The following is a 17,983-nucleotide window of genomic DNA, read 5'->3' on the forward strand; positions in this document are numbered from 1 at the left end:
GGTGTCGTGACCGGCTACCCCTACCGCACGTTGTTTGCCTGGATCGCGGCACTCGCGCTCGCCTGGCTGGCATTCAGCTCGCCTTGGGCGTCGAGGTGGAATCTGCTGCTCGCCGCCTTCACGATCATCCTGGCGCTGCTCGCGATCATCGTGGTCACCCGGCGGCTGCATGCACGCCGGCGCGCGGCGGCGCCGGTGCTGCAGGCTGTCAGGGCATCGCTGGATGCGCTGCCCGGCGACATCCGGCGCAATACGCCGCTGGTGCTGACCGTGGGAGATGCCGCCGGCGCCCCGGCACAGGCCTTCGGCGATACGATGGTTCGGATCACCGACACCGCGATCTGGGTGCGTGTCGACGATCCGACCCGGCTGGCTCATGTGGCGGATGCCCTCAAGCGATGGCGCGAGGAGCAGGGTCCGGATGCCGTCGCCTGTCTGATTGGCGCCGACCAGGCCGACAATGCGGGTATGCTGAACGCAGGGCTCAGGCGCTGGCGCGCGGCCATCGGAGAGGCCAGCCGCGCGGTCGGCTACGCGTTGCCGGTCTGTGTCGCCGTGTATGCCGAAGAGGCGGACGGTGCACCGGACGACTGTCCCTGGTTTGGGATGTCTGGCGCGGAGATGGTGTCGGGCGAGACCCTGGCGACCAGCGTCGCCGCGCACGCCCTGCAGTATGCGCAAGCCGCAGTTCCGCTGGACCGCGAGGCCCGCATGCATCGCGCCACGCGTCTTGACACCCTGGCACGGTGGGCCGCTGGCGCGCTGCTGCCCGCCTTCGTCGAGAGTCAGCGCGATGGATCCCGGCATGGGCGCCCGGTGCGCGTCGCAGCATTCGGCGTGACTACCGTCGCCGGAATCCCCGCTGCAAACTCGCTACTGGCCCGTTTCACCGAGCAGGCGACAGCCCTGAGCCAACTCGCCCGGCACAGCCGGGATGGCCGGCGTGCGGCTTACCCGTTGCCGGAGCCTCTGATCCAGGGCATCGCCCTGCAGCCAGTGCGACGAACCTTGCCGCGTGCCCTGGGGCATGCCTTTGCCTGGCTGGCGCTGGCATTCTGCGCCGCCTGCGCGGCCTCGGCCTGGCAGAACCGGGCGCTGGTGGCGCGCGTCATCGACGATATGGCGCGCTATGGCGCCATCAGCCCCGAGCACGACGCCGCCCGGGTCGACGCGCTGCAAGCCATCAAGCGCGACCGCGACGAGCTTGAGCGGTATGCCCGCGCTGGCGTGCCACCGCGCCTGGGCCTGGGCTTCTATCGCGGCACGCCGTTGCTCACCCCGCTCAACGCGCTGATCGCCGCGTATCAGCCCCCCGCGCCGCCGCCCTCGACCATCGCGCTCGACAGCCTGTCCCTCTTCAAGAGCGGCAGCGCCGTCCTGAACCCCGGTTCGAACCGGGTGTTGATCGGCGCGCTCGAGATGATCAAGGGGCATCCGGACAAGCGCGTGCTGGTGGCCGGACATACCGACACCACCGGCAACCCGCACGGCAACCTCAAACTCTCCGAGGCACGTGCCGCGTCGGTGCGCGACTGGCTGGCCGATGCCGCCGGCCTGCCACTCACGCACTTTGCGATCCAGGGCTACGGGGACACTCGGCCCAAGGCCACCGACGACACCGAAGCGGGGCGTGCCGCGAACCGCCGCGTCGAGATCACGCTTGTCCCCGATTGCCGCGATGACCGTCACGGCAATCGGACACCCCCGGGCCAGTCGGCCTGTTCATTCCAGCAGAAGGAGTAAGAAGAAATGGCAATTCCCGCGTACATGTGGATCAAGGACGATGGCGGTGCCGATGTCAAGGGTTCGGTCACCGTGGCCGGCCGCGAGGGCAGCGTCGAAGTCGTCGCCTTTGACCACGCTGTCAATATCCCGACCGACTCCAACACCGGCAAGCTGACCGGCACGCGCGTGCACAAGCCGATCTTGTTCACCAAGGAAACTGACGCATCGACCCCCTATCTGTACAAAGCGGTCACCAGCGGCCAGACCCTGAAGTCGATCGAGATCAAGTGGTACAAGATCGACGACGCCGGCAAGGAAAAGGAATACTTCAACACCAAGCTCGAAAACGTGAAGGTGGTTGGCGTGACGCCCAAGATGCTGGACATCAAGAACCCGGCTTACGAAAAACACAACCACCTCGAAGACATCGAGTTGCGCTACGAGAAAATCACCTGGTCGTACAAGGATGGCAACATCATCCACGCCGACAGCTGGAACGAGCGCTCGTAACACGCGCGCAGCCGGCGCCTGGCGCCGGCTGGCCGTCTTGCATGGACGACATGTCGTGGTCCGCGCGCCCCATTTTCCCCTTCCTGCGTTCTTCTTCCCACGCCATGACCGCCCGCGATCCTTCCCCGTTCCTGCGCCGCCTGAACGACCACTGCGCCCAAGCCCTCGCCGAGGCAGCCAGTCTCTGTGAAACACGCGCCCACCGGGACATCGAGGTCGAGCACTGGCTGATCAAGCTGCTGGAGCTGGGCGACGGCGACCTGCTGGCGATCCTGCGGCGTTATGAACTGGATGTCGACGGCATCTGGAACGCGCTGCTGGCCGCCATCGACCGGCTGCCGCACGACCTGCGCGGCAAGCCAGGCCTCTCGCAGCGCGTCGGCCAGTGGCTGGAAGCTGCCTGGATGCGCGCCTCGCTCGAAGCGGCGGGCCCCGGCGAGGCTCGGCCCATCCGCTCGGCACATCTGCTTGCGGCGCTGGCCGACTCGCCGCACCTGCTGCGTGCGCCCGATGCCTGGCCGCTCCTGTCCGTGTCGGCCGTGCAGATCGAACGGCTGATGCGCGAGCTGGACAAGATCTCGGTCGAGGCGGCCTCGCCCATTGGCCCTGGAGCGGACGGGCAGGCGCCTGACGCGCCGACGCCGGGGCTGGCGGCAGCGCCCAGCTCGCCAGCCCCGGGCAGGGCGATGCCCGGCCAGGCCGACACGTTGGCGCTGGACCGCTTCACCACCGACATCACCCGGAAGGCACGCGACGGCAAGATCGACCCGGTGTTTGGCCGCGATGTCGAAATCCGTCAGATGGTCGACATTCTGGCGCGACGCCGCAAGAACAATCCGATTCTGGTCGGCGAGCCCGGTGTAGGCAAGACCGCGCTCGTCGAAGGGCTCGCGCTAAAGATCGCCGAAGGGGATGTGCCCGCCGTCATCCGCGATGTCAGCGTGCTGGCACTGGACCTGGGTCTGCTGCAGGCCGGTGCCGGGGTCAAGGGCGAGTTCGAGCAGCGTCTCAAGAACGTCATCGAGGCCGTGCAGCAGTCGCCGACTCCGATTCTGCTTTTCATCGACGAGGCCCACACCCTGATCGGTGCCGGCAATACCCCTGGGGGCGCCGACGCGGCCAACCTGCTCAAGCCGGCGCTGGCGCGCGGCGAGTTGCGTACCATCGCGGCCACGACGTGGTCCGAATACAAGCAGTACTTCGAGCGCGACGCCGCACTGGAGCGCCGCTTCCAGATGGTCAAGGTCGACGAGCCCGACGATGAGAACGCGTGCCTGATGCTGCGGGGCCTGAAGGAGCGATATGCGCATCACCACGGCGTGCATATCACCGATGCGGCCGTGGGTGCCGCTGTCCGGCTGTCGCGCCGCTACCTGAGCGGGCGCCAGCTGCCGGACAAGGCCGTCGACTTGCTCGATACTGCCGCCGCCCGCGTGCGCATGAGCCTGGAGGCCACTCCGATCGCCATTTCCGCCTGCGAAGCGAAGCGCGGGGCGCTCGAGGTCGAACGCTCCGCCCTGCTGGAGGACCAGGCCGCCACCGGCACCGAGGCCGGCGAACGGCTGGCGGCCATCGATGCGCGACTCGCCGCGCTCGCCGGCGAGTTGAACGCGTTCGCGCACGTCTTCGCCGAGCAGAAGCGTGCCGCCGAGACCTTGATCGCGCTGCGCGCGCAGTGGCAGGCGGCCACTGACGAGTCGGCCCGCCTGGATCTGGCGCCATCGATCCAGGCTGCCCAGCAGGCATTGGCCAGGCACGGCCGCACCGCCTTGCTCCACGCGGAAGTCGACGAAACGACCATTGCCCAGGTGATCGCCGACTGGACCGGAGTGCCGGTCGATAGCCTGCTGTCGAGCGAAATCGCCACCTTGCTGGAGCTGGAAACGCGTCTGAGCCAGGTCGTCGTCGGCCAGGACGACGCGCTGGCCGCGCTGGGCAAGAGCCTGCGCGCCGCCAAGGCCGGTCTGAAATCGGAAGACGCGCCGCTAGGCGTGTTCCTGCTGGTCGGGCCATCTGGCGTCGGCAAGACCGAAACCGCCCGGGCGCTGGCTGACCAGATGTTCGGCGGCGAACGTTCGCTCATCACCATCAACATGTCCGAATACCAGGAAGCGCACACGGTCTCGCAGCTAAAGGGATCGCCGCCCGGTTATGTCGGCTATGGCGAAGGCGGCGTGTTGACCGAAGCGGTCCGCCAGCGCCCCTACAGCATTGTCCTGCTGGATGAAGTCGAGAAGGCCCACCGCGACGTGCTGAACCTGTTCTATCAGGTGTTCGACCGCGGCTTCATGCGCGATGGCGAAGGCCGGGTGATCGACTTCCGCAACACGGTGATCCTGATGACCTCGAATCTCGGCAGCGAGCAGATCCTGGCGGCAACCGACGCGGCGAGGGAGGCCTGTGCCGAGCTTCCGGCCGGCACGCTGATGGAAGCGATTCGTCCGCTGCTGATCGACCATTTCCAGCCGGCGCTGCTGGCACGCTTCCAGACCATCGTGTACCGCCCGCTGTCGGCCGAGGCCATGACCGCGATTGTGCGGATGAAGCTTGCCAGGGTCGCTCAGCGGATCGCAAATCGCTTTGGCATGCCGCTGCACTGCGATGATGCGCTGGTCGCCGAGCTGGTGCGGGCCTGCCTGCTGCCCGATTCCGGAGCGCGCAATATCGACAGCCTGCTTGACCAGCAGATTCTGCCGGTACTATCGCGCGAGCTACTGGTGCGCATGGCCGACCGGCAGGTGCCGAAGTCAATCCAGCTATCGTTCTCCGAGGCGGACGGCATCGGGCTGAGCTTCGAGGAAACCTGCGTGGGCGCGCAGGCGAGCGCGTGATGCGCGGCGGGCCGGGGCTCTTCGAGGCGGTGACGGGACATTTTGCGAACGGGGCCGCGATCGGCGAATTCGACGCGGCCACGCAAACCTTCCTCTCGGTGCAGGACAACATCCAGCGCATCCTCAACAGCCGCCGCGGCGGGCTGGCCCATCTGCCGGACTATGGCCTTGGCGATCTGTCCCGCATCTACCGGCACCTGCCCGCCTCGGCGCATACGCTCAAGCGCGAGATCGAAACCACGCTGCTGCGTTACGAGCCGAGGCTTAAGGCGATCGACCTCACCATCGAAGAGACCGAGCCCGGCATGCTGCTCAGCTTCACCATGAGTTGCCACCTGCATCAGGCCGGGTTGGTGCGCTTCGGCACGCACTTCACCCTCGATGGACAGACGCGGCTCAAACTGCTGAAGGCCGACCGGGACCGCGGATGACCTTGCAAGGCGCCTCTGGCCGGTTGGTTGACCACCGCCGCGAAAACCCCACATTCCTCGTTCACGCCGTTGCGGTAGGGGATGGCCGGCACCCGGCGCAGGTCGATTTCGCCCGGCCGCACGGCGCGCCCGCCAATGCCCCCCCGCGTTACGCGGTTGGCGCCTGGCGGCCAAGCCTCCGTCTCCATCCAGCGCCTTGAAGAGAAGGAACCGCTGATGCCTACCGGTATCCCACCACCACCTGCCCCGACTGTCCCTGCAGGACCGGCGTCAGCGCGCCCCTGCCCGGCACCTGGAACGCAAAGACGAAACCGTTGGCAGCATCGTCCCCGCCGAACGCGTCGGTCCGCCCCTCCGCGCCCGGCAACAGCACGCATCGCTGCGCATTGCACAGGTAGGCCTGCAGGTCGTGCGGCGGCGTGCGGTTGAAGGTGTAGCGCCACCGCACGGTGGTGATGGCGCCCTCCGCCTGCGGCAGGTAGCCGGTCGGCGTGATGGGTGCGGAGACGGTGCGCAGGCCCTTGCCATGCAAGGCGGGGCCGCTGACCGAAGCCGACCACGAGTGCAGGGTCTGTCCGGCCGGGGTGGCCCAGCCGTGGCTGCAGCAGGCGGCGAGCGCCGCCGCGGCAATACGGTTGGACCGGCGCGTCATAGCAGGCCGCGCAGTTGCGAGCGCAGGCGCGTGATGGCCTGGCTGCGGATCTGGCACACGCGCGATTCGGTGACGTCGAGCACGGCGCCGATCTCGCGCAGGTTGAGTTCCTGGTCGTAGCACAGCGACAGCACCAGCTTCTCGCGCTCGGGCAGGCGCTCGATGGCGCGGATCAGCGCTTCGCGCATGCCGCTTTCCATCAGCACGGTGAGCGGGTTGCCGTCGTCGCTGACGCTCAGGTGGCGGTCCAGGAAGTCTTCTTCGCCGGAGCGCTCGAAGTCTTCGTAGTGCAGCAGTTGGCAGCCGTACACCTCGTTGAGCAGGGTCTGGTATTCCTCCAGCGGCAGCTCCAGTTCCTGTGCCACCTCGGAGTCCAGCGGCGCGCGGCCGAGGGTCTGCTCGAGGCCGCGCACGGTGCGCTCGATGCGCCGCGTGAACTGGCGCAGGCTGCGCGACTGCCAGTCGTTGGCGCGGACTTCATCGAGCATGGCGCCGCGGATGCGCTGGCTGGCATAGGTCTCGAAGCGTGCGCCGTGGGTGTCTTCGTATCGCTTGGCGGCGTCGAGCAGGCCGATCATGCCGGCCTGGATAAGGTCGTCGAGCTGCACGCTGGCGGGCAGCTTGGCGGCAAGTTGCAAGGCGATGCGACGCACTAGCGACGCATGCGCGGTCACCGTATCCGTCTGTTCGAGCTTTCCCTGAATCGTGTACATGGTGGAATTCTCGTGAGTCCTGACGTGCGGGCCCGGCGTTCAGGCCAGGGCCGTGGCCGGCGGCGCCAGGGGCGTGGCCGGAGGGGTTGAGCGGTTTTCGGCCGTGGCTGCGGGCAACGGCCAGGCGGCGACGCCGGTGGCCAGGCGGCGCAAGGCGGCCGTGGCCGGCGCGGCGGCGAAGGCTTCCACCACGCAGCGGCCCAGCGCGGCGCTGCGCGCGACCAGCGGGTCGAGCGGCAGGCTGCCCGCGGGGCTGGCCTCCACGCCGAGATACTGGCTGGCGGTGCGCGCGAGGTTGCCGAGCACGGCGCTGGCGGCGGCGTCGCTGGCGGCGGCGTTGACCACCAGGTGGAAGCGGCGGCAGGCATAGAGATGGTTCAACTGCTTGATGCAGGCATAGGCCGCCTTGATCGAGGCTGGCTCCGCGCGCAGCACCACGATCAGGTTGTGGGCCGCGCCGGCCATCTGCGACAAGGCGCCCTCGGCATCGCCGCGGGCGTCGTTGAGCACGGTGCGGTAGCCGTTGAGCAGTTGCAGGTCGCCGCTGGCCTGCGCGCTGGCGGGCAGCACGCCGATGGCGCCGGCGGGACGCTGGCCCAGCGCCGCCTCGAGCGTGGCGGTGCCGCCCAGCACGGCGTCCAGCGTGGCCGCGGGCGCCGCGCCGGCCAGCCGCGTGGCGCGCGCGCCGGCGCGGTCTTCGTCGATCAGCAGGACGCGCTCGCCCTGCATGGCGAGTGCGTTGGCCAGGCCGAGCGCCACCGTGGTGGCGCCGGCGCCGGGATCGCTCGCGACCACCGCGATGCGGCGCGTCACGCGCGGCGCCAGCATGCGCCGCAAGCTTTCGGCCTGGTCCAGGGCGAGAGAATTCACGTCTTACTCCCCTTGCACCTGCGCCAGCGCCTTGAACATGCGGCCGCTGTCGACGAAGGATTCCGCGCCGGTGGCGGGCAGGACGGGGACGACGTCGCGCGCAGCGACGGGCGCTGCGGCCGGCACCGCGGCAGGCATGCCGGCGGGCGCCGCGCGGCCATTGCGCGCGGGATAGTTCTCCAGCACGTCCAGCAGCGCCAGCAGGCGGCCCATGCCCTCGACCAGCACCGCCGCGTTCGGGGTCTGGCGGGCCGGGGCGCGCGCGGACAGGCGTGCGAGAAAGGCGGCGGCTTCGCTGTCGCCGGCCTGCTCCAGGCGCAGCGCCGAGATGGCCATCTGCAAGGCGAGCAGGCGGGCGCAGGCCTGGCTTTCGGCCTGGGCGGCATCGCCGGCGCCGTCCTGGCGCTCGCCCTGGCTCAGGTGATCGAGCGCGTGGCCGAGCGTGCGCAGCTGCGCCTCGCCGTCTTCGGCCCAGCGTGCCCAGCGCGCCAGTTGCGCGCCTTCGGCGAGCAGCGCGGGGTCGCACAGCAGGTACTGCACGGCCAGGGTCTGACCGTTGTCGAGGTCGACCACGCGCGAGACCAGCAGGCCGGCTTCGATGCCGCCCTCGGCGGCACGGGTGCCGCGCGCCTGGCTTTCCAGCACGCGCACCGGCGCTTGCGCGACCCATTGCACGGCGGCGCGGCCGCGGTATTCCATTTCCTCGAAGGCGTGGAACGTGAGCGTGTCGGCCAGCGCGTCGACCTTCAGCGCGGCCCCGCCGCTGACCACGCGCGTGGTCCTGCGGGTGGCGGTGAGCCAGCGCTCGCCCGCGGTCTGCCAGCGCGCCAGCATGGCCGGTGCCGGCATGGTGTCGAGCACGTTGACGACGGTGCGGGTGGCGGCGATGGTGGCGGCCAGGTTGACCGCGTCGGTTTCCCATCCGCCTTGCGTGGCCTGCGAGACCGGGGCGGTGCGCCCGCCCGGCGCCACGGCGGCGGCCAGCGGCAGGCCGTCGCGGTCGGCCAGCCACAGCGTGTGCAGCCACGGGCGCGCGGCGCGGCGGCCGGCCGCGGGCGCGGCCACCACGGCGCTCAGCGCCAGCACGAAGCGGTCGCACTGGCGCACCAGGTCGCGGCACACGGACTCGCGCACGTGCTGCGCCATCAGGCGCGCCGACGGCGCGCTGTCCGCGCGCTGCTGCCAGAGCGCGCGCACCAGGTCGAAGCCGTAGTTGCCGCCGTCGAGCTGGTCGACGCAGTCGCTCACGGCGTTGGCGCTGTCGGTCAGCGAGCGCAGCATGCCGTCGGCGCCGCCGGCGGCAGCACCTTCGGCGCGCGCGGGCATGGCGCGGCGCGCGGCCTCCGCCTCGGCGAACACGGAGCCGCGGCGCGGGGTCTGGAAGGCGCGTTCGACCAGGGCCGTGCCGCTGGCCAGCTCCAGGTGCTCGGGCACGCGCTGGCCGGTGGAAGCGTAGTAGACCGGCAGGCGGTGGCGGATCACCACGTCCAGCACGGAGCCCAGGTGGGTGGCTTCGTCGAGCTTGCTGACGATGCAGCCGTCGATGCCGCCGTCCGGCGAATTGTCGTGGCGGTAGGCGTGCACCACTTCGTTGAGCGTGTCGCCGTGGCTGGCGCCGTTGAGCAGCAGGATGCGCTGCACCGGCGCCTGCACGCCGCCCAGCATGGCGATCTGCTCGGACAGGTTGCGGTCGCGCTGGCTCATGCCCACGGTATCGATGATCACCAGGTGCTTCTCGCTCAGCGCCGCCAGCGCGAAGCGCAGGTCGGAAGCGTCCTTGACCGCGTGCACCGGCACGCCGAGGATGTCGCCGTAGATGCGCAGCTGCTCGTGCGCGCCGATCCGGAAGGTGTCGGTGGTCAGCAGCGCGAGCCGTTCCGGGCCGTGCTTGAGCACGAAGCGCGCGGCCAGCTTGGCGGTGGTGGTGGTCTTGCCCACGCCGGTGGGGCCGACCAGCGCCAGCACGCCGCCTTGCGCGAACAGCGCGTCTTCGTCGCCCAGCACCGGCACCTTGCGCGCCAGCTCCTGGCGGATCCAGGTCATGGCGGCGGGACGGTCGTGGCCGAGCGGCAGGTGGCCCAGCAGCGTGCGCGCGAGCTGGCCGGAAAAGCCCGCGGTGACCAGCCAGGTAAACAGCGAATCGCGCAGCGGGTCGCCGCCGGTGGCGGGCAGGCTGTGAGTGCCTACACCCGCCAGCTGCCGCTCCATCATGGCGCGCATGCTCTGCAGCTCGCCGCGCAGGTCGCCCAGCGCGCCCTCGACCGGCACGGTGGCCGGCGGCGGCGTGAAGACGGGTGCGCTGCTGGAAATGGCGCCGAGATCGGTGTCGCGCATGGCGACGATCTCCACGCCGCCCTCGACGGTGCGGTTGGACAGCACCACGGCGTCGGGGCCCATCGCCTCGCGCACCTGGCGCAGGGCTTCGCGGCCATTGGCCGCCACGAATTTAGCTACGCTCATCTTGCGTCATCCCTCACGCTGCGCCGCCGATCATGGCGGTGATCCTGATGTTTCGGTTGTCCGGCACCTCGGCATGCGAGAGCACCTTGAGCTGCGGCATGGTCCGGCGCAGGAAGCGCGCCAGCAGCGGGCGCAGCGGATGCGGCACCAGCAGCACCGGATCCAGGCCGAGGTGTTCCTGGCGCGAGACCGCGGCCTGGGTCTGCTGCAGCAGCGCGTCGGCCAGGCCGGGCTCGATGCCGCCGCCGTTGGTGAGCGCTTGCGACAGCACGCGCTCCAGCCCCGCGTCGAGGCCGATCACCTGCAGGTCGGCGCCGTTGGGGAACCACTGCTGGGTGATGGCGCGGCCCAGCGCCACGCGCACCAGCGCGGTGAGCTCGTTCGGGTCGCTGACCTTGGGCGCGTGCTCGGCCACCACGTCCAGCACGGTGCGCATGTCGCGGATCGGCACGCTTTCGTCAAGCAGGTTCTGCAGGATCTTCTGCAGCGCCGTGAGCGTGATGACCTTGGGCACCAGGTCCTCGGTGAGCTTGGGCGATTCCTTCGAGATGCGGTCGAGCAGCGCCTGCACTTCCTGGCGGCCGAGCAGCTCGGCCGCGTGCAGGTGGATCAGGTGGTTGAGGTGAGTCGCCACTACCGTGCTGGCGTCCACCACCGTGTAGCCGAAGGTCTGCGCCTGTTCCTTGAGTCCGGCCTCGATCCATACCGCCGGCAGGCCGAAGGCGGGGTCGTGCGTGGGCGCGCCGGGCAGCGCGCCGGAGACCTGGCCCGGGTTGATGGCCATCCACTGGCCCGGCGAGGCCTCGCCGCGGCCGATCTCCACGCCCTTGAGCGAGATGCGGTAGGCGTTGGGCTTGAGCTCGAGGTTGTCGCGGATATGCACCACCGGCACCAGGAAGCCGATCTCCTGCGCCACCTTCTTGCGGATGCTCTTGATGCGCCCGAGCAGCTCGCCGTTCTGCGCGCGGTCCACCAGCGGGATCAGGCGGTAGCCCACTTCCATGCCGAGCGGGTCGACCAGCGAGACGTCGTCCCAGCTGGCCTCGGTCGATTCCGGCGTGGCGGCGGGCACGCGGTCTTCGCGCTTCTTTTCCTGCGCCGCGGCCACGTCGCGGCGCGACACATAGCGGCCGAACCACACCAGCGCGCCGGCGAACGCCAGGAAGGCGAAGTGCGGCATGCCGGGGATGATGCCCATCATGCCGATGATGCCGCCGGTCAGGTACAGCACGCGCGGGTTGGAGAAGAGCTGGCCGGTGAGCTGCTGGCCCACGTCCTGCTCGTTGGCCACGCGCGAGACGATCACGCCCGCGGCGGTGGAGATCACCAGCGCGGGGATCTGCGCCACCAGGCCGTCGCCGATGGTCAGCAGCGTGTAGTTGCGCACCGCGGTGGAGAAGTCCAGGTCGTGCTGGAGCATGCCCACCACCATGCCGGCGCCGATGTTGATGAACATGATCAGCAGGCCGGCGATGGCGTCGCCGCGCACGAACTTGCTGGCGCCGTCCATGGCGCCGTAGAAGTCCGATTCCTGCGCCACTTCGGCGCGGCGCTTCTTGGCGCCTTCTTCGTTGATGAGGCCGGCGTTGAGGTCGGCGTCGATCGCCATCTGCTTGCCCGGCATGGCGTCGAGCATGAAGCGCGCGCCCACCTCGGCGATGCGCCCGGCACCCTTGGTGATCACCATGAAGTTGATCACCACCAGGATGGCGAACACCACGATGCCCACCGCGAAGTTGCCGCCCACCAGGAAGTGGCCGAACGCTTCGATCACCTTGCCGGCGGCGTCCGGGCCGGTATGGCCTTCGAGCAGCACCACGCGCGTGGAGGCCACGTTGAGCGACAGGCGCAGCAGCGTGGAGAACAGCAGCACGGCCGGGAAGGCGGCGAAATCGAGCGCCTTCTGCGTGTACATGCCGACCAGCAGCACCATGATCGACAGCGCGATGTTGAAGGTAAACAGCAGGTCCAGCACGAAGGGCGGCAGGGGCAGGATCATCATGCCCAGGATCATGATGATCAGCAGCGGCCCTGCCAGCGCCTTCATCTGGCCGCCGCCGGCGCGCGCACCGGACAGGTTGAACAGCGAGGTCAATGCGTTCATGCTTGGCTTTCCGGTACGGCGAGTTCGTCAGGCACCAGCAGCTTCTCGGGGGCCTGCGGATGCGGGCCGTTGGTGTAGTGCCAGTGCTTCAGTTGATAGACCCAGGCCAGCACTTCGGCCACGGCGGTGTAGAGCCCGGCCGGGATTTCGTGGCCCAGCTCGACGTGGCGGTGCAGCGCGCGCGCCAGCGGCGGCGCGGACAGCAGCGGCACGTTGTGTTCGGCGGCGATCTCGCGGATGCGCGCGGCCACTTCCTCGCTGCCCTTGGCCACCACGCGCGGCGCGCCCATGCGGCCTTCCTCGTAGCGCAGCGCCACGGCGAAGTGGGTTGGGTTGGTGACCACCACGTCGGCCTTGGGCACCTCGGACATCATGCGGCGGCGGGCCATGGCGCGCTGCTGCTGGCGGATGCGGTTCTTGATGTGCGGGTCGCCCTCGCTGTCCTTGTGCTCCTGCTTGAGCTCTTCCTTCGTCATGCGCAGCTTCTTGAAGAAGGTCCAGTACTGCCAGGGCACGTCGAGCGCCGCCACCAGCACCAGCGAGGCGGCCACCAGGCCGCAGCAGTGGAGCACGAACTCCAGCATGTGCAGCAGCGCCTCGTGCAGCGGCGCGTTCATCAGCGCCACCGCTTCGCCCAGGCGGTGCCACAGCACCCAGCCCGCCACGCTGCCCACCAGCAGGGCCTTGGCGACGGCCTTGGCCAGCTCCACCAGCGATTGCGAGGAAAACAGGCGGCCCAGCCCCTTGAGCGGAGACAGGCGGGAGAAGTCGGGTGCGAGGGATTGCGTGGAGAACAGCCAGCCGCCCAGCAGCATGGGGCCGGCCAGGGCGGCCGCGCCGAACAGCAGCAGCAGCGGCAGGAAGGCCAGCAGGCCTTCCCAGACGTTCATGGCGAAGCGCGACATCATGCGCGAGGTGTCGAACGCGGTGGCCGGCTCGAAGGCCAGGCTGGCGTGCATCACCGCGTTGAGCTTGCTGCCGAGCGTGCCGCCAAGCGCCCACAGGCCGGCCACGCCGCTCATCAGCATGATCAGGGTGGCCAGCTCGCGCGAGCGTACGACCTGCCCTTCCTCGCGCGCCTTTTCCAGGCGCCGGGGTGAGGCTGGTTCGGTTTTCTCGAGATCGCTTTCTTCGGACATGGCCGCTCCGTTACGAAGCGGCATGCTGGCCCTTCGTCAGCAACGATTATCGGAGCGCGAAGCGGCGGGCATTAGAGGGAATAGGGCGGGGATTCTGGCGCTGTTTGCGCGATGGCGGGCGCCCGGCGAAGGCGCGCCGCGGGCCGCGCGGCGCGCCACGGCGCACGCGGTGCCGCGCACGGCACCGCGCCGCGGGCAAGGCTCAGAAGCCCAGGCTGGCGAGCAGGTCGTCCACCTGCGACTGGTCGGAGACCACGTCGGGCTTGCCTTCCGGGTTGACCTGCGGGCCGTTCATCAGCGTGGCGGGGGCCTCCACGCGGCGGTCCGCCGGCACGTTGTCGATCAGCACCTGCAGCAGTTCCTGCTCCAGCGAACGGATCATGTCCATCATCTTCTTGATGACCTGGCCGGTCAGGTCCTGGAAGTCCTGGGCCATCATGATTTCCAGCAGGTGGCTGCCGGTGGCGCGCGCCTGCTGCGGCACGTCCGTCAGGAAGGCGCGCGTGTCGAGCACCAGCTCGCGCGCGTCGGCCAGTTCGACCGGCTTGTCGAACCAGGCTTCCCAGCGCTTGTCCAGCGCTTCGGCCTGCTTTTCCATGCCGGCCTGCAGCGGCTGCGCCAGTTCCACGGCGTTGAGCGTGCGCTCGGCAGCCTGCTCGGTCATCGATGCAATGTAGCTGAGACGGTCGCGAGCGTCGGGGATGGCCTGCGCGGCACGCTCGATTTCCTTGTCGAGCCCCAATTCGCGCATATTGTCGCGCAGCATCCGTGTCAGGGCGCCAATGCGCTGGAAAAGCTGCTCGGCAGATTCGTTGCTGAGAGTCGGAGTCGTCGACATGTCGCTCACCTTATGCCCCTTCCTTGGCCAGTTTCTCGAAGATCTTGGTGATCTTCTCGTCGAGCGTGGCGGCCGTGAAGGGCTTGACCACGTAGCCGTTGGCGCCGGCCTGCGCGGCGGCGATGATGTTTTCCTTCTTCGCTTCGGCGGTCACCATCAGCACCGGCAGCTTGGCCAGCGCGGCTTCGGCGCGGATTGCCTGCAGCATGCTCAGGCCGTCCATGTTCGGCATGTTCCAGTCGGACACGACGAACTGGAAGCTGCCGTCCTTGACCTTCTCCAGGCCGGCGGCGCCGTCTTCGGCTTCCTCGACGTTGGAAAAACCCAGCTCCTTGAGCAGGTTGCGGATGATGCGGCGCATGGTGGGGAAGTCATCGACCACCAGGATCTTCATGTTCTTGTCCACTCTAACGGCTCCAATACAGTTGTGGAAAGTTGCTTCGGTTGTTTCAATACCTGCGCCTGCCGGGCCGCTTGCGGGCAGCCGGGCCGGCGCCAGTGCCCGGTCAGACCCGCTGCGCGCGTGCGCCGAAGGTCGCCAGGCGCGCCATCACGCGCTGGCTCATCGCGTGCAGCGGTACCACCTCATGCACACCGCCGGCGGCTATCGCCTCCTTCGGCATGCCGAATACGATGCAGGTGTTCTCGTCCTGCGCCAGGTTGTAGGCGCCGGCCTCGCGCATGCGCAGCATGCCCTGCGCGCCGTCGCGGCCCATGCCCGTGAGCATCACGCCGATGGCGTTCTTGCCGGCGTGCTGCGCGGCGGAGTCGAACAGCACCTCCACCGACGGCCGGTGGCGGTTGACCGCCGGCTCCTGCGACAGGTGGGCCACGTAGTTGGCCCCGCTGCGCGCCAGGCGCATGTGCGAGTCTCCCGGCGCGATATAGGCGTAGCCCGGCAGCACGCGCTCGCCGTGCTCCGCTTCCTTGACCGTGATGCGGCACAGGCCGTCCAGGCGCTGCGCGAACGAGCGCGTGAAGCCGGCCGGCATATGCTGCACGATCATCACCGCCGGGCAGTCGGGCGGCATCGGCATCAGGAATTCCTTGATGGCCTCGGTGCCGCCGGTGGATGCCCCGACGATGATCAGCTTTTCCGTGGACAGCAGCGGGCTGCGCAGGATCGGCGCGGCCGGCGCGGCGGCGTCGCCGGCCGGCGCGGCCGACGCCGTGCGCAGGCGCGCCCGCGCGGCGGCGCGGATCTTGTCGGCGATGGTGTCGGTGTACTCGATCAGGCCGTCGCGGATGCCGAGCTTGGGCTTGGTGACGAAATCCACCGCGCCCAGCTCCAGCGCGCGCATGGTGATTTCCGAGCCGCGCTCGGTCAGCGAGGACACCATCAGCACCGGCATCGGGCGCAGGCGCATCAGGCGCTCGAGAAAGTCCAGGCCGTCCATGCGCGGCATTTCGACGTCGAGCGTGAGCACGTCCGGGTTCAGGCGCTTGATCAGATCGCGCGCCACCAGCGGATCGGGGGCGGTGCCCACCACCTCCATGTCGGGCTGGCTATTGATGATCTCGGTCATCAGGCTGCGTATCAGCGCGGAATCGTCCACGCACAATACCTTGATCTTGGCCGCACTCATGTCTTGAAAAAATCCTTGTCGGTTCAGGAAGCGGCTGCCGACGGCGAACGCCGGGGAAACAGCTCGGCGCCGCCGGTGGCGGGTGCGGTGGCAATGGCGCGGGCCAGCGCGCGTTCGTTGCGCTCGACCACGACCTGGTCGTCCTGGCGCGTGAGGCGGCGCACCAGCGCCAGCCCGGTCAGCGGGAAATAGCTCACGCGGCGCGCGTGCGGGCCACGCAGGTCCTGCGCGGCCACGCGGATCTCCTCGGTCTTGAGGTACTTGAGCACGAACTCGGCGTTGCGGTCGCCGATATTGAGCGTGGTCATGTTGGCCAGCACCGCGCCGCCGCCGAAGACCTTGGCCTCGAGCCGCTCGCGGCGCGCGCCCATCTTCAGCAGTTCGTTGATCAGCACTTCGAGCGCGTAGCTGCCGTAGCGCATCGACGCCGACAGCAGCCGGTCCGCGCCGGCGCCGTCGTCGTCGGGCAGCATGAAATGGTTCATGCCGCCCACGCCGGCGGTCTCGTCGCGGATGCAGGCCGCCACGCACGAGCCCAGCACGGTGGTCAGCACCACGTCCTCGCGGGTCACGTAGTACTCGTTGGGCAGCAGCTTGATGGCCTGCTTGCCGAACTCGCGGTCGAAATAGGTGCGGGTGGCGATCGCCTCGGGCAGGTGGGGCGTGCGCATCACGAACCTCCCAGCCGCGCCGACGGCGGCGCCAGTTCGTAGACGGTCTGCCCGCGCAGCTGGAACGCGCGCGTGACGTAGGAAAAATTCTCCGAGTGCCCGGCGAACAGCAGCCCGTGCGGCTTGAGCAGCGGCACGAAGCGCTCCAGGATGCGGCCCTGGGTGGGCTTGTCGAAGTAGATCATCACGTTGCGGCAGAAGATCGCGTCGAACTTCTCGCGGATGCCCCAGTCCGGCGCCAGCAGGTTCAGCGGCTGGAAGTCGATGGTGCCCGCCAGGTCCGGCTTGACCTTGACCGCGCCGGCGCGCTGGCCGGTGCCCTTGAGGAAAAAGCGCTTGAGCCGCTCCGCCGAGAGCTTGCTGACCTGCTCGGCGGTGTAGACGCCGGCGCGGGCCTTGGCCAGCACCTGGGTATCGATGTCGGTGGCCAGCACGGTGCCGGCGCGGTCGCCCAGCGCCTCGGCCAGCGTGATGGCGATGGAGTACGGCTCCTCGCCGGTGGACGCGGCCGAGCACCACACCGAATAGGGCCGCCCGATCTTCTTGGCATGTTCGGCCAGCAAGGGAAAGTGGTGCGCCTCGCGGAAGAACGATGTCAGGTTGGTGGTCAGCGAATTGGTGAAGAACTCCCACTCGTCGCTGCGGTCATCCGCCTCGAGCATGGCCAGGTAGGTGCCGAAGTCGGTGAGCTGCAGCGTGCGCAGGCGCCGCGCCAGGCGGCTGTACACCATCTCGCGCTTGTGGCTGCCCAGCGAGATGCCCGCGCGGCGATGGATCATCGCGCGGATCTTCTCGAAGTCGCGTTCGGTCAGCAGGAAGTCCCGCGGCTCGTCGCGCCGCGGCGAAGCGGGCAGCGCCGGCGGCTGGCCGGCGGCGAAGGCGGTGGGGCGGGGCTGCGTCATCTGTTGCCTGCTACTGGATGCTGGATGCTCGGTACGTCGGCGGCGAGCGGGCTCAGGCCAGCTCGGCCTCGACCAGTTCCATCTCGGCGCTGGTCATGAGTTTCTCGATATCGATCAGGATCAGCATGCGGCCGTCCACGGTGCCCAGGCCGGTGAGATGCTCGTTGGAGACCGACACGCCGAACTCAGGCGCCGGCTTGATGGCATCGCCGGTCAGGGTCAGCACGTCGGACACGCCGTCCACCACGATGCCGACCACGCGCCCGGCGATGTTCAGGATGATGACCACGGTCTGGTGGTCATAGCGCACGTTGCCGAGGCGGAACTTCAGGCGCAGGTCGACGATCGGCACGATCACGCCGCGCAGATTGGTCACGCCCTTGATGAAGTCGGGCGCGTTCGCCAGGCGCGTCACCGCGTCGTAGCCGCGGATCTCCTGCACCTTGAGGATGTCGATGCCGTATTCCTCGCTCCCCAGCGTGAAAACCAGGAACTCCTGCCCCGCGGCTTCGCTTCCGGGGGTATCGATGTGTCCGATGCCGGCCATGATG

At 69.0% G+C, this 17,983-nt stretch carries 16 protein-coding genes; 4 read left to right on the plus strand and 12 right to left on the minus strand.

Annotated features, from left to right (window positions below; translation table 11 throughout):
* The first annotated feature begins 6 nt into the window (after positions 1-6).
* The 4 genes from ACKI2N_RS33510 (at position 7) to tssE (ending at position 5,497) form a co-directional block, all read left to right on the plus strand.
* Entirely contained in the window at positions 7-1,743 is a 1,737-nt protein-coding gene (locus tag ACKI2N_RS33510) for an OmpA family protein (RefSeq protein WP_420997235.1), read from the plus strand.
* Between the two features lie 6 nt (positions 1,744-1,749).
* Positions 1,750-2,235, plus strand: coding sequence for an Hcp family type VI secretion system effector (locus tag ACKI2N_RS33515; protein WP_420997234.1), 486 nt, complete (start codon positions 1,750-1,752; stop codon positions 2,233-2,235).
* Between the two features lie 104 nt (positions 2,236-2,339).
* Positions 2,340-5,066 (plus strand): type VI secretion system ATPase TssH, encoded by a 2,727-nt coding sequence (tssH, locus tag ACKI2N_RS33520; protein WP_420997323.1) that lies wholly within the window; start codon positions 2,340-2,342, stop codon positions 5,064-5,066.
* Positions 5,066-5,497 (plus strand): type VI secretion system baseplate subunit TssE, encoded by a 432-nt coding sequence (gene tssE, locus ACKI2N_RS33525; protein WP_420997322.1) that lies wholly within the window; start codon positions 5,066-5,068, stop codon positions 5,495-5,497. Before tssH ends, tssE begins: the two co-directional genes overlap by 1 nt.
* A gap of 220 nt (positions 5,498-5,717) precedes the next feature.
* Here tssE and ACKI2N_RS33530 read toward each other — a convergent pair whose 3' ends face one another.
* The 12 genes from ACKI2N_RS33530 to cheW form a co-directional block, all read right to left on the minus strand.
* Positions 5,718-6,149 (minus strand): flagellar protein FlhE, encoded by a 432-nt coding sequence (locus ACKI2N_RS33530; RefSeq protein WP_420997232.1) that lies wholly within the window; start codon positions 6,147-6,149, stop codon positions 5,718-5,720.
* Entirely contained in the window at positions 6,146-6,862 is a 717-nt protein-coding gene (locus ACKI2N_RS33535; protein ID WP_420997231.1) for an RNA polymerase sigma factor FliA, read from the minus strand. Before ACKI2N_RS33535 ends, ACKI2N_RS33530 begins: the two co-directional genes overlap by 4 nt.
* A gap of 39 nt (positions 6,863-6,901) precedes the next feature.
* Positions 6,902-7,732: a MinD/ParA family ATP-binding protein gene (locus tag ACKI2N_RS33540; protein WP_420997230.1), complete on the minus strand. Its 831-nt coding sequence runs from the start codon at positions 7,730-7,732 to the stop codon at positions 6,902-6,904.
* 3 nt (positions 7,733-7,735) lie between these two features.
* Positions 7,736-10,192, minus strand: coding sequence for a flagellar biosynthesis protein FlhF (gene flhF, locus ACKI2N_RS33545; protein ID WP_420997229.1), 2,457 nt, complete (start codon positions 10,190-10,192; stop codon positions 7,736-7,738).
* 13 nt (positions 10,193-10,205) lie between these two features.
* A complete protein-coding gene (gene flhA, locus ACKI2N_RS33550) occupies positions 10,206-12,296 on the minus strand; it encodes a flagellar biosynthesis protein FlhA (RefSeq protein WP_420997228.1) in 2,091 nt (696 codons plus the stop codon).
* Positions 12,293-13,435, minus strand: a complete 1,143-nt coding sequence (gene flhB, locus ACKI2N_RS33555; RefSeq protein WP_420997227.1) for a flagellar biosynthesis protein FlhB — start codon at positions 13,433-13,435, stop codon at positions 12,293-12,295. Before flhB ends, flhA begins: the two co-directional genes overlap by 4 nt.
* 202 nt (positions 13,436-13,637) lie before the next feature.
* On the minus strand, positions 13,638-14,273 hold the full coding sequence (cheZ, locus tag ACKI2N_RS33560) for a protein phosphatase CheZ (RefSeq protein ID WP_420997226.1): 636 nt from the start codon (positions 14,271-14,273) through the stop codon (positions 13,638-13,640).
* Between the two features lie 10 nt (positions 14,274-14,283).
* Positions 14,284-14,679 (minus strand): chemotaxis response regulator CheY, encoded by a 396-nt coding sequence (gene cheY / locus ACKI2N_RS33565; protein ID WP_420997225.1) that lies wholly within the window; start codon positions 14,677-14,679, stop codon positions 14,284-14,286.
* Between the two features lie 100 nt (positions 14,680-14,779).
* A complete protein-coding gene (locus tag ACKI2N_RS33570) occupies positions 14,780-15,859 on the minus strand; it encodes a protein-glutamate methylesterase/protein-glutamine glutaminase (protein WP_420997224.1) in 1,080 nt (359 codons plus the stop codon).
* A 23-nt stretch (positions 15,860-15,882) separates the two neighbouring features.
* Complete coding sequence (gene cheD, locus ACKI2N_RS33575) at positions 15,883-16,530, minus strand: chemoreceptor glutamine deamidase CheD (protein WP_420997223.1); 648 nt, start codon at positions 16,528-16,530, stop codon at positions 15,883-15,885.
* A complete protein-coding gene (locus tag ACKI2N_RS33580; protein WP_420997222.1) occupies positions 16,530-17,432 on the minus strand; it encodes a CheR family methyltransferase in 903 nt (300 codons plus the stop codon). The genes cheD and ACKI2N_RS33580 overlap by 1 nt, the downstream gene beginning before the upstream one ends.
* A 52-nt stretch (positions 17,433-17,484) precedes the next feature.
* Positions 17,485-17,979, minus strand: coding sequence for a chemotaxis protein CheW (cheW, locus tag ACKI2N_RS33585; protein ID WP_020205571.1), 495 nt, complete (start codon positions 17,977-17,979; stop codon positions 17,485-17,487).
* Between the last annotated feature and the right edge of the window lie 4 nt (positions 17,980-17,983).

The organism is Cupriavidus sp. 30B13, assembly GCF_049059565.2.
Classification (GTDB): Bacteria; Pseudomonadota; Gammaproteobacteria; order Burkholderiales; family Burkholderiaceae; genus Cupriavidus.